Below are 13,100 nucleotides of genomic sequence, written 5' to 3'. Positions count from 1 at the left end.
CCACCGCCCGCGCGGCCTGCGCGCGCTCCGCCGCATCCTGGTCCGCGAACGCCATGAACCCGGACCGCAGGTTGCGCCCGTAATCCGCGAAGAACCGATGCGCCAGCAGCTCCGAAAGCGCCGACCCCTCCGCCCCCGCAACACCCGATACCGCCCCGCGCCGCAACCCGGACAACCGCGCCGCAAACCCCCGGGGCGTCCCGCCGGCAACAACCGCCCAAGACCCCGTCAGAACATCCGCAGACACACAAAGATCAGACAATCCAGACAAAATATCCGAAACTCCAAACGGAAGGGGGTGCGGCAGATCGACATCGATCAGGGGCAACAGGAGATCTTCGGGCACCGAAAAATCGGCATGAATGCCGGAAGGCCCGTGGACATGGGGGCCCGCGATATTGATGACCTTGTGGCCGAGAAGCCCGCCCAGTGCCGACCAGAGGCGATAGTTGATGCCCGGCGCATCGGAAAACAAGGCAATCACCCGGCAGCCCGGCGGCGCAAAGAGGATGTTGGTAAGCTGCGCACCGCTTTGGGCGACGACCACTTCGGCATTGGCCATCAGACGGATCTGATCGGCAAACGACAGGCTGGACGTATCGACCACATGAAAGCCGCGCTCTTCGAGCCTGTGCCGCAACGCGACGGCGTTGCGCAGAGTGCGCGCCCGTGACGCCCGCCACAAGAACAGCCGTTTGGGGCTCTCACCGCCTTGCCCCGCCTTCCGCAACGACGCAAGTTCCGCCACGAGCGAAGGATGATAGCGCAAAGCGATCGCGGGCGGCGGTGCCGGAGAGGCCAGGGTATCATTCACAATCGTGCCCATTCCCGCCGAATAGAGCCTGTTTACCGTGAGACTTTGGTTGCGGGCGATCCGAAAAACAGGATGGTCCGGCAAGGCAAGGCGCAGTGCCTGGTAACACTGGACCGGCAGGTCATCCTCGGTCAGGATCGGCGTGCCGGACGGTGCGATCCGGGCGGCCGCCAGCGCGCGCGGCAACACCTCGAGCAGGAAATGGTAGTAGTTGTGGCTATAGCAGCCACAGGCCAGAACGGCGGCGGGAATACAGTCGACGGCAGCCAGCCGCGCCACGTCCACGCGCCCCGCCTTGAGGTCGCGCACGGGCCCGGGATTGCGCAGTCTGATGTGGTGTGGGTCAAACCCTTCCAGGCCGGGGTCGATCCAGGCCCCGCCATCCGTGACAAAGCCATCTGCCCCGCCGACGGCAACGGCGTCCGTCCAGCAGGCGGCGCGCACCAGCGGCGTTTCCCAGACTTGCGATTCCTGTGCGATATGACCCGTCGCGACCACGCGGGGCCGCGCCACGCGCACGGAACTGGCCGGATGAATAGGGGTGGCGGCCTGACCCGCCTCAGGGCCAAAGCGCAGGGGAAGGCATTCCACCAGGGGCGCGCCGGACGCGATCGCCCGAGGGACCGCGCCGGGGGAATTCGCTCCGGACGATGCAAAAGCGCTTGATGAGAGGGAAGGCAGGCTCTGTACAAGCGCATCAAGAGACTTGGTGAACTGTTCGGGAGAGAGGTGACGGTCATACCACTCCCGAGAGGCCCGTCCCAACATGGCCCTGCGCTGCGGGGACAAATCGTTTTCCAGGCTTCGGGTCAGATCATCGATACCGGTCCAGCGCAAAACCTGTTCCGGCGCGAAATCGGTTCCGCTCATGTAGCGGGCCGTATCGTCCTCTGCCTTTCGGTCCAGAAGGGCGATCGGGATTCCGGCCCAGGCGGCTTCGGCGCGGGACAGGGCACCGCCCACCGGAAAGGACCCCAGGAACAATCCCACGCGATGCCATTGCAGGACCATCGCGACAGAGGGGACTTCGCCCGCGAAACAGAGCCTGTTACGCGCAATTCCCGCCTCGCGCAGCGCGGCGTAACAGGCGGATTTCAGGGCGGGTGAGGCCGGCCCGATATGGACGTGCCGCCGCGCTTTGGCCTGCAGGCAGGCGACCAGCACCCGTGGCAGCGCCAAGGGGCCGGTCAACGCGAATTTATGCTCGGTGCCGCAGGTCGCCGTGACCAGGGCGCCGGATGGGTCGGGAGCGGATCTGCGGTGCGTCACCACGCGGTGCAGCGTCGAGAATTTTGCGCGGCGGCCCGCCCAGACGCCCTGTCGCAGCAACTCGCGCGCAGAGCGGCGCAAGCGCAGACGGCGCGAGGCAAAGTCGGTTGCACGCGACAGGACAACGGGGGTTTCGGCAACCACCCGCGGGGCAGGGGCATCGGCATCGAAGCACAAGGGCAGAAGATGCAGGCCAAGATCGGGCCACCGCCGTGCGAGGGCGGCTTTCTGCGCGGGACGGATGGCGAGGTGGGTCGCGTCCATCAAATCGGCGCCAAGGCTGGCAACGGTATCGGCATGGCGCACAACGATCAGACGGCGCCCGTACGCGGGCGCGATCTCCTGTGCGACGAGGGTGGCAAGCACGTCTTCGGAGTGATGCAGGAGAAACACGCGTTGCGGGGCCTCCGCGGCCAGACGCTGGCGCAGCCACATCCACTTGTCCCAAAGCACCGCCTGCGGGTCGGGGGCGACAGCGGGCACTCCGAGGTCCGCCATGCGCGTCATGCTGAAAGTCCGGGTCCGGTTCAGAAGACCCGTGAACACCACGGTGTGGCGATCCTGCGGGCGGCTTCGGATCAGTTGCTCCAGCAGCAGCCTGTGACCGCCTGCGGGGTATATCTCGGTCACGAGGTAAAGGTTTTCCACCCCCGGCGCCGGGCGGTCGTCCCCCCGCGACAGGGCCGGCAGATCGGCATCCGCAAGAAGCGCGCGACACGATGCGTCCATCCCCGGCAGTTCAAGCCCGCCCTTGCCGACACCGGCGCTTACCGCGGCGCGGACTTTCGTGAACAAGGCTTCGAGCCGCAGCGCGGTCGTCTCCAGATCGCGGTCCTTTCCGGGCCGCGCCTGCGCCCCGACCGGCCCAGGCGGCCCTGCGCCATCCGCGAAATCATCCTTGCTCATGTGTCACCCGCCAAGACATCCGGATCCGGACTAAAGCCGGGTATCACATCTGCCAGATGTTTCGCACGCGAAACATTTCAGCATTCGCTGAGCCAGTGCCGGAGCTTTTCCAGCATCTCGGGGGTAAGCCCCTTGCCCGTCAGCGTCACCTTGCCCTCGGCTCCGTCCGAAGCCGGCCGCTGGGTCCGCAACACGATGCCCGGGCGGATTTCATCTCCGGCCGCCGCACCTTGCCGTGTCTTGGTCTGCGGCGGCGATGCCTTTTTCAGCGTTGCCTGCAAAAGGGCCTGCTCCTGCTCGGCGCTGTCAGGGGCCGCCTTGTCCAGCAGCCCGGCGATCCGCCCCCCCAGGGCCGGATCGGCATCCAGTGCCCGCGCCAAGGCCAGGCCCAATCGCTCCGGCAGGGCAGAGGCGAACCGAAGGTGGTCCTGCAAGAGGTGATAGAGTCGCAAAAAAGACCCTATCTTGGATCTTTTCGCCCGGCTGGCTGACGCATAAAGCTTTCGCAGCGCAAGTTTCTCCGTTTCGAAGACCCCTGCCTCGACGGCTTTGGCCGCGATCCGGGCCCGCTCGAAATAGGACAATCCCAGCCGGATCTCGTTTTCCTCGACCATCGCGACATAGGCGTCTTCGGCGGTCTCGGGTTGTCTTGGCAATGCCAGCACCGTGGCAAAGCGGGCCTGTTCGGGCTCGCCTGCCAGATCGGCATGCAAGCGCCGCAGCGCCGTCAGGCGGCGCCAGCCAGAGATCAGCCCGTAGCGGTCAGGCGCGATTTCCGTCACCTCGATCGGGTTGCGCTGTCCATGGCTGCGCAAGCTCGACATCAGGTTTTCCAGCGCCTCCGGATCCGTGCCGATGCGGTCACGCACCAGCCAGGTCTCATCGATCCGGTCCAGCGGCAGGCGCAACAGGAACCGGCCATCGTTGCGGGCGGCGGTCATCTCTTCGGCGACTTCGCGCAACGCGCCGGCAGCGGCGGCATCGCCCGCGATACGCGATATCGGCGGCGGCACCGAACCGGGCAGCCCAAGCGGCGACGACTCGGCATCGGGGCCCCTGAAATAGTCAAGGCGCGGCGGGTTCAGACGTCTACGCTTGGCCATAAGCTCTCCTTTGTGGAAAAAGACCCGCATGCCGCAAGACGGTCCGGAGCCCATGAATGTTTCGCGCGCGAAACCTCTGGCGGCATGCCTGTCATTCTTCGCCTTCTTGCGCGGCAAGTTCCTCCCGCCGCCAGATCCCGATCAACAGCCGCTTGAAGGCGGCATAGGTCGCATCGAATGTCTCGCGCCCGCGGATATAGGTATCACGGTTGAAATCCCGGTAATCCGCTTCGTAGATACCGTTGACCTGCTCTCCGGCCTGCCCGATCAGCGCGGTGAAATCCTGGCGCTGGGGGGTCATGGCCCGCCCCATGTAGGCCTGCATCAGCCCGGCCATTTCACCTTGCTGAACGGCGTCGAACCGGGTGACGATGGTCCGCACCGCGTCCCATTCGAAGCTCAGCTCCGACCGGCCAAGTGCGCGCGCCGCGAGGTTTTCGCCGTCTTCGATCGACCGGAAGGTGGAATGCAGCATGTCGAAAAAGCGGCCCGTGCTGTCGAACTCCAGAAAGGAAGCCCCCAGAGGCACCAGAACGATGTCGGCGGCGGCAAGGCCATTGATCGTCAGATAGCCAAGCGCGGGGGGCGTATCGACAAAGATCAGGTCATAGTCGTCAAGCACACCGTCTTCGGCCAAGACATCGGTCAGGGCATCCCACAGCTTCCAGCTACGGCCCTGCATGCGCCAGACCGGAATCTGGAATTCGGCCCAGTAGAGGTTCAACTGGCTGCCGATCAGATCGATGTTCGGCCAGTGGGTGTTCTGGATCAACTCGCGGCTGCGGATCTTGAGCGCCTCCGTCAGCGTATCGTCCAGCGGTACGGGCGGCTCCCCCCGATCGGCGCGCAGACGGTTGTCGCCCTGCAGATGGCTGGCGTAGTGGCGCGCCAGCAACGGGAAAACGGTGCTCCATTCATCCGCAACCTTCCCGCCGAAGATCGAGGTCATGGACCCCTGGCTGTCGAGATCGATGGTCAGCACCTTGTAGCCATCCAGCGCCGCCGACATTGCCAGGTGCGCCGCGGTCGATGTCTTGCCGACCCCGCCCTTGAAGTTGGCGACCGCCACGATTTTCGCCGACAATCCCTTGGGGCGGTAAGGGCGGTATTCCTTTGATTTCGATCCCTCGGCGGCGAAATGCGCGCGCAGGCGCAGGACCTCGTCGAGAGAGAACCATTTGGCCCCGCCTTCCGTTTCCGACCGGCCTTGCGGCAGATCGGGATTTGCCTTGAGGACGCGGCGGAAATGGGCGGTCGCGATCGGGATCAGGTAGCGGGTGATCTCCCAGCTTGAAAACAGGCGCAGCGTCTTGCGCCCCTCCTCGTTCAGCCCCCGCGAGGCAAGGTCGTCGCGGCCGCGCGCACAGGCCTCTGCAATCGCCGCGAAGTCACTCGTGGTCACGCTGTCGCCCAGCTCGGCCAGGGCGGCATCGGGAGAGATGTTGAAATAGGGGGGAAGGGGGGCCGCCTGCGACGGGGGGGGCTGCTGTGATGCCATCGGCGGGCGCGTCCTTTCGCGATCGGATGCGCCTTTCGATGTGCGCACTTTTTCGCAATATACCCATTTTCATAGCACATGTAAGCTTTGTGCGCAGGTCGATGATAAAAATCTGGATTTCAGGCTGTTTTCAAGGGATTCGAACCCGCCGTGTGGCCGTGCATGGGCTCAGTTGGGCACATTCGGTGGCCTCTTGACCAGAAAATCTTCTGTTAATGTACGTTAGTTGATAGTTAAGGGTCATCGGTGACGGGCTATCTGTCTGGTTTGCTTGGGGTAATTATCGCTTTTCCTGGACGTTGCGACTCTGAAACCACGTTGGGGCGACTCTGAAACCACGCTGCTGCGACTCCGAAACCCCGTTTGCGGCGCGGGGCCTTGTGGCTTTTGCTGGACCGGGCAGGGGGGGTGTCATAGGCTGGGTGTTACTGAAACCACGAAGCGGTCTCATGCCTTGCGGAACGTCTCATGCGGTTGATGGGGGTCCTTGGGGGGTGAACAGGACCCGCGGTGTCGTGGTTCGGGTCAGGGTGCGGTCAAGACATCCGATGCAGACAACAGGGCCGGGCGGCAGAGATGGCACAGGATCAATCAGGGCGGCGTGCCGCCTTACAACAGGGCAGCCTGGCGTTTCCCGGCACCGCGCCTGCGCGCCGGCCGATGGCCGATTTCTTTGTCTGCGACATTCTCAATGCACTGCCCAAGGACGACATGGCCTCGATGGAGCATCCGTTGTTTTCCCTGTCGACCCGCCCGGACCTGCGGGTGCTGAACTATACCCATAACGATGTCGCCATCACCGTGACGCCCTCGGTGCGGGGGCTGGCCACGTTGTTCGACAAGGACATCCTGATCTATTGCATCAGCCAGCTGATGGCGGCGCTGAACGCGGGCCGCGCGATCAGCCGCACAGTGCACCTGACGGCGCGCGACCTGCTGGTGGCCACGGGGCGCGAAACCAGCGGCGATGGCTACCAGCGCCTGCGCGATGCGTTCGAACGGCTGGCCGGAACCCGGATCACCACAAATATCGTGACGGGGGCGACCGAAACCACCACCGGTTTTGGTCTGATCGAAAACTGGCAGATCGTACGCCGGACGCGCGGCGGGCGCATGGTGCAGGTGATGGTCACCTTGTCGGAATGGCTGTTCCAGGCGGTGCTGGCCAAGTCGGTGCTGACGCTCAGCCGGGACTATTTCACCCTGCGCAAACCGTTGGAGCGGCGGATCTATGAGCTGGCGCGCAAACATTGCGGCCGACAGCCGGATTGGCGCGTCTCGATGGAGACCCTGTGCAAGAAATCCGGATCGGCCAGCCCCCTGCGGGTGTTTCGCAAGATGATCCGCGACATGATCCGTTCGAATCATCTGCCCGATTACCTCCTGTCCGAGGAAGACGATGACATCGTGCGCATCACCCGCCGCGATGTGGTCGTGTCGCCCGGCGACCTGCCGGTGCTGCGCGAGGCGACGCTGTCGCAGGCGCGTGCGCTCGTGCCGGGGCTGGACATCTACGCGGTGCAATCCGATTGGCACGATCTGTGGCTGCGCAGCGGCCGGCGCCAGTTGCGCTCTCCCGATGCGGCCTTTCTGGGCTGGCTGCGCAAGCGTATCGCGGACGGAGCATTCTAGCGCTGCCGGTTGAAGAGCGACCCCCGCCAGCGTATAGGCCTTGCGGCAGACGGTGATTTCTTGTCGACTTTACGCGGTTATTTTCAGGCACGGTATCGGGAGATCCACAAGATGCAGGATACGACGGAAAACGCCGGGGTTCCCCGTCTTCTGGATGCGCCTGCCTTCGTGGATGGGCGCGGCTCGTTGGGCGTGCTCGAGGGGGCGGCCCTGCCGTTCGATATCGCCCGTATCTATTATCTTTACGATGTGCCCATCGGCGCCGTGCGCGGCGAACATGGCCACAAGCGGCTGCATCAGCTGATGATCTGCATGCACGGCCAGACCGAGATCACGCTCAATGACGGCAACCAGCAATATCCCTTCACGCTCAGCACTCCGGGCCAGGTGCTGTATGTGCCGCCCGGCATGTGGCGCAGGCTGCGTTTCGTGATGCCCGAAACCGTGGTGTGTGTTCTGGCCTCCCGCCCCTACGAGGTGGACGATTACATTTACGAATACGAAGATTTCCTGACCTGGGTGCGTCAGGGCAAAAAGCAGCAGGATTGAGCCTATGCGCGAGTACCGTTTTCTGGACGTCCATTTCACCTATGACATGCTCAAGCCGGAAATGGACGAGGCCTACAGCGCGCTGATGACGTCGGGCATGTATATCGGCGGGACCGCCGTGGCGGAGTTCGAGGCCGAATTCGCCGCCTATTGCGGCGCGGCGCATTGCGTGGGCGTGGGCAATGGGCTGGATGCGTTGATCTTGCCGATGCGCGCGCATGGCATCGGACCGGGGGCCGAGGTGATCGTGCCGGCCAACACCTTCATCGCCAGCTGGCTGGCCGTGGCCCAGACCGGTGCGACACCCGTACCGGTGGATGCCGACCCCGACACCATGAACATCGACCTGAACCTTGTCGAGGCGGCGTTGACCGACCGCACCCGCGCGATCATGCCCGTGCATCTCTATGGGGCCACGGTGCCCTGCGCGGGGCTGCGGGACCTCGCCGAGGCGCGGGGCCTGCTGCTGATCGAGGATGCCGCACAGGCGCATGGCGCCAGCGACGGCAATCGCATGGCGGGCTCCCTCGGGCACGTTGCCGGCTTCAGCTTTTATCCCGGCAAGAACCTTGGGGCGTTCGGCGATGGCGGGGCCGTCGTGACCGATGATGCCGATCTGGCCCAGGCGGTGCGCATGCTGGGCAACTATGGCGCGCGGGTGAAATACCAGCACGACGTGGCGGGGGGGAATTCCCGGCTGGACCCTTTGCAGGCCGCCTTTTTGTCGGTCAAGCTGCGCCACCTGAAGGACTGGACCGCGCGGCGGCGCGAGATCGCGGCGGTCTACGACGATGCGCTGGCGCATGTGCCGGGGCTGCGGACGCCGAAACTGGCGCCCGACACGCAATCGTCGTGGCATCTTTATGTCGTGCGCCATCCCCGGCGCGATGCGCTGCTTGCGGCGCTGGCGGCGCGTGGCGTACAGGCGGCGCTGCATTATCCGCAGCCCAATCACCACAGCGGCGCCTTCGCGCAGGACTATGGCAAGCAGTCGTTCCCGGTGACGGAAGAGATTTGCGCCACGTGTCTGAGCCTGCCCATCGGACCGCATCTGTCGGTCGAGGACGCGGCCGGGATCGCGGCTATTGTCGAGCACACGGTACGTAACCTGTGACGCGCCCAGCGGTGTTGGCCGCGTTTGACGCGGCATGCGAGGCGGGACAGTCCGCGATGGCGGTCGAGGCCCTGGTCACGGCGGTCTCGCAGGGGGAGGGCGCGCCGGCGCTCGCCGATCTTGACGCCGCCTATGCCCGCCTGTCCGATCTGCTGGCCCCGGAGACGGCGGAAGAGATCGATCCGGTCGGGTTCGATCGCCCGGCCACGATCCATCTGGTGACGCCCAGCGACGTTCCGGTGCAACAGCAGGCGGCCTTGCTGATGACGTTGCGCGCATATCCCGCCGAGCGCCATGTCATCGTGTTCACCGCCGCGGAACCCGACGCGAAGATACAAACGCTGCTGACGGGGCAGGGGGCGTTCGTGCTGCGGGCCGATCCCGCGGCCGGTCTGCCGGACCGCTGGGAATGGCTGCGGATCCGGCTGCGGACTCTCGTCGCGCAACGGGTGATGATCCATGCCCGGCCGGGCGATGTGCTGGCCGGGCTCGCGGCACGGATGCTGATCCCGGACTACGGACGCAGGCTCTATATCCTCCATCATGCGGGCGGTCCGACCGGGCTGGTGCCCGACCTGATCTCGGCGCAGGTGGCGCAGGCCACGCATCTGGTGGCGGTTGCCGCGCAAAAGCCGCTGTTGCGCGCGGCGTTTGCCGATCTCGGGGTGCGGAAGCACCTGCACATGGCGCGGCTGCCACATGGCGTTGACCCCGGCCTGATGCCAGATCTGCGCCCGGCCCGGACTTTACCAGACGTCGCCCCGATCCGGCGGGATCAGGGCCGGCGCATCCTGGTGCGATCCGGCCTGCGCCACCTGCGGGACCGGCTGCGCCTGACACGGGCGGTGATGGCCCACAGGCTTGGCGACCTCGTGCCCTCAACGGCGCTGGTCACGGCGACCAGTGCCGACCTGCAGGCGATGACAGTGTCCGACGCGGCGGCCTTTGCCGCCCGGCTTGTCCCGGTGCTCGAGGCAGGCCAGGGGCGGCACGTGCATCTGGGGCCCGTCGCGCCGCGGGTCAAGCGGGTGATGCGCACCGCGCTGGTCACGGCGGGGCTGGACCGTGACGCGATCACGTTCACCGGACCGGAACTCTCCATCGCCAATGCGCTGCGCTGGTATCGTGTGACCCTGTTCCTGGGGGCGCTGCCCGAAATCGAAACCCTGGGGCTGGCCGAGGCGGTGTCGTCCGCGACGCTCGTGGCGGTTCATGCCGATGCCGCAGCGGTGGACACGGCCGATGTACCGGCGGTGATCTGGCAGGATCCCGCCACGCTTGTCGTCCAGGCGCGGTCCGGGCGGGATGCCGTGCTCAGGCGGGCCCGCGATTGGGTCCGGCGCCGGTTTTCAGGCCCGGTATTCGACCGCAGGCTGCGCCGGATTATGGATGTGACCGAAGGACCGTTGCGGCGGCCCCTGTCAAAGGCACAGATGCGGGCGGCGGCGGCCCGGCTTTTTGATGAAGCGTGGTATCTGCGCCAGAACCCGGACGTCGCGCAATCGGGCAGGGATCCGCTGGATCACTATCTGGGCTGGGGCGAAGCCGAGGGCCGCGCGCCCAACCCACTGTTCCATCCGCGCCATTATGCCGCCAATCTGGCGCCGGGCGACCGCCCCGCAACGGGCCTGCTGGCCCATTACGCCCTGTTCGGGGAACGGCGGGGCCACGTGCCGCATGCGCTGTTCGTCCCGGCCCATTGCGCGCGTTTCCTGCCGGGCGCGGGGTCCCCGGCGGATGGGCCCGCAAGCGGGGCAGACGGGGATGCGGCAACCATCCTCGAGCAGTATCTCGCGCAGAAGGCGGCCGACATCCCGCCCCATCCACTGTTCGATCCGGTGCACTACGCCAAGGCGCTGGACCTGCCGCCCCAGGACCGGTCGCTGTTGCTGCATTTTCTGGACACCGGCGCGGCGGGCGGGCTGTCGCCGCACCCCCTGATCGAAGCGGATGCGCTGAAGACATGGGGCGGGGATACGCTGGCGGCCCTGATCCGGTGGCTGTCGCGCCCCGGTGCCGATGCCGACGAGCCCAGCCCCGCGCTGTTGTTCGACCCCGCCCATTTCTGCGAAGCGGATGGCGCGCGTTACGCAGGTGCGGCCCCCAACCTGCTGTGGGCGCATCTCATCGAAGGCAACCGCGCGGATCGTGGCCCCCACCCGCTGGTGGAGCCCGCGCATGTCGCGCGCCGCCGACCGGATGTCCTGATCCGCAATCGCCGTCCCATCCTGATGGATATGGCACAGGGGCGGCTGGAGGGGATCGACACGCACCCGCTGGTCAGCGTGGCGCATATTCTCGCGCAGGCCCCCTGGGTCGCACAGAGCGGCGAGCACCCGACACGCTATTTCACCGAGCGGGCGATCTCGGACAATCTGGATGCGCATCCGTGGTTCTCCACCCAGGTTTACCTTGTCAACAGCCCCGATGTGGTCAAGGCCGACATCAATCCGCTGCTGCATTACCTGTCGCATGGCCAGTACGAAGGACGGCTGCCGCATCTGTTTTTCGACGGCAACGATTACTACCGGCGCTACCTGCGGGATGCAGACGGCGGATCGCCCCTGCTGGATTACGTCGCCCGTGGCGCCGGGGCGTTCCGACCGGTTCTGCCGCATGACCCGGCCCAGACCGCGATGGGCCTCAAGACCGCGCGGGCCCTGTTTTCGGCCAGGGCCGCCAAGGGCGAGGCCGAGGCGATCCTGCGTGCCGCGATCCATCCCGATTGGGGCGCGCCGCATCCCAGCCTGCAGGTGCGCAGTTGCCCGCTGGCCGCGCCCGGCGATGGGCCGCCCGATGCCCGCCTTGTCCATGCCGCCGAAGAGGTCGTGCTGCCGCGTCCCGCCGTGCTTGCCGGAGCCTACCTGGCGCCGCCAGCCATCGATTACACCGCGCCGCAGGTCACGACGGCGCACTGGCCGGCGGCCACGGTGATTGGCGGGAACGACGGGTTTCTGACCGCCGACAAGGGCTGGTGGGCCGAGGGACCCGAACAGGGGCCGTTGCCGGACACCGCCGAAGCCACCGAGGCCGACCTTGCCCTGCGGCCGGCCACGGCGCTGGTGGCCCGGCGCGAGGATGCCGTGCTGCTGCGGCATCTGCATTCCGAGCAGGGCCTTGGCCGCGCCATCCTGGCCTGCGGCAGCCGCAGCCGTCAGTTCGAGCATTTTGTGCTCGAGGTGTTGCCGCGCGCCCTGGTGGCCGCCGAGGCAGCGCCATCCGGCACGCCGATCCTGACCGAGGATGACCTGCCGGTCCAGTGCTACCAGGCACTGCGCCTTGCCTTGCCGGACCATCCGATCCTCAGAGTCGCGCGCGGCTCCGCCGTCAAGGTCGCCCAACTCTTCGTGGCCAGCATGGCCAACCAGCTGGCCACGCCCCGGATGCACGATGACCCCGCAGCGCAGCCGGGGCCCGCGGCGCTGCGGCTGCACCCTGCCCTGATCCGGCGTCTTGGCGGCCTTGCCCGGGGCATGGGGCTTGCCGGGGCATCCGGCGCCGGGAAACGTCTTTTCCTGCATGCGGCCCGCCAGACCAAACGCGGCATATTGAACCTCGATGAGGTGACCGACGCCCTGACCGGGTTCGGCTTTTCCTCGCGCCATCCCGAGGCCATGTCCTTTTGCGATCTGATCCGCGAGGTCGCACAGGCCGACGAGATCGTGATCGCGGATGGCCCGCATGTGGCCGCGCTGGCCTTTGCCCGCCCGCAGTGCCGGGTCTTTGTCCTGCTCAGCAATGCGCCGGGCACCGATTTTCACCGCGCCGACCTTTTGGGGCGCCTGGCGGGATCGACCGTGATCAGCCTGGCGGGCTGGCAGGTGCAGGGCAGTGCCGGACTGAACCTGCCGCCCCGCGAGGCGCAGTTCAATTTGCCCCTCGACAGCATCTCGGCTTTCTTTTCGAGCAGCGACGCCCCCCTTCCGTTTGGAGTTTCGGATATTTTGTCTGGATTGTCTGATCTTTGTGTGTCTGCGGATGTTCTGACGGGGTCTTGGGCGGTTGTTGCCGGCGGGACGCCCCGGGGGTTTGCGGCGCGGTTGTCCGGGTTGCGGCGCGGGGCGGTATCGGGTGTTGCGGGGGCGGAGGGGTCGGCGCTTTCGGAGCTGCTGGCGCATCGGTTCTTCGCGGATTACGGGCGCAACCTGCGGTCCGGGTTCATGGCGTTCGCGGACCAGGATGCGGCGGAGCGCGCGCAGGCCGCGCGGGCGGTGG

At 66.3% G+C, this 13,100-nt stretch carries 7 protein-coding genes; 4 read left to right on the top strand and 3 right to left on the bottom strand.

Annotation, left to right across the window (positions count from 1 at the left end):
• The 3 genes from FDT80_RS18700 to FDT80_RS18690 all read right to left on the bottom strand — a co-directional run.
• Window positions 1-2,989, bottom strand: a 2,989-nt coding sequence (locus FDT80_RS18700) for a glycosyltransferase family 61 protein (protein ID WP_138663852.1), incomplete at its 3' end; no start/stop codon positions are given.
• 77 nt (window positions 2,990-3,066) lie between these two features.
• Complete coding sequence (locus FDT80_RS18695; RefSeq protein ID WP_138663851.1) at window positions 3,067-4,092, bottom strand: ParB/RepB/Spo0J family partition protein; 1,026 nt, start codon at window positions 4,090-4,092, stop codon at window positions 3,067-3,069.
• Window positions 4,093-4,183: 91 nt separating this feature from the next.
• The gene (locus tag FDT80_RS18690; RefSeq protein WP_138663850.1) at window positions 4,184-5,590 is read right to left on the bottom strand and encodes an AAA family ATPase; all 1,407 of its coding nucleotides are present in this window, start codon (window positions 5,588-5,590) and stop codon (window positions 4,184-4,186) included.
• A gap of 660 nt (window positions 5,591-6,250) precedes the next feature.
• Here FDT80_RS18690 and FDT80_RS18685 point away from each other — a divergent pair.
• From FDT80_RS18685 to FDT80_RS18670, 4 genes are all read left to right on the top strand, one after another.
• Entirely contained in the window at window positions 6,251-7,222 is a 972-nt protein-coding gene (locus tag FDT80_RS18685) for a replication initiator protein A (protein ID WP_138663853.1), read from the top strand.
• A 111-nt stretch (window positions 7,223-7,333) separates the two neighbouring features.
• Window positions 7,334-7,771 (top strand): sugar 3,4-ketoisomerase, encoded by a 438-nt coding sequence (locus FDT80_RS18680; RefSeq protein ID WP_138663849.1) that lies wholly within the window; start codon window positions 7,334-7,336, stop codon window positions 7,769-7,771.
• A 4-nt stretch (window positions 7,772-7,775) separates the two neighbouring features.
• The gene (locus tag FDT80_RS18675) at window positions 7,776-8,885 is read left to right on the top strand and encodes a DegT/DnrJ/EryC1/StrS family aminotransferase (protein WP_138663848.1); all 1,110 of its coding nucleotides are present in this window, start codon (window positions 7,776-7,778) and stop codon (window positions 8,883-8,885) included.
• 56 nt (window positions 8,886-8,941) lie between these two features.
• The coding region (locus FDT80_RS18670; RefSeq protein WP_138663847.1) for a glycosyltransferase family 61 protein at window positions 8,942-13,100 on the top strand (4,159 nt) is incomplete at its 3' end.

This window comes from Sulfitobacter sabulilitoris, assembly GCF_005887615.1.
In the GTDB taxonomy this organism is placed as follows: domain Bacteria; phylum Pseudomonadota; class Alphaproteobacteria; order Rhodobacterales; family Rhodobacteraceae; genus Sulfitobacter_E; species Sulfitobacter_E sabulilitoris.
The sequence above is the reverse complement of the archived record's forward strand: the minus strand, read 5'-3'. Positions and strand labels throughout refer to the sequence as shown.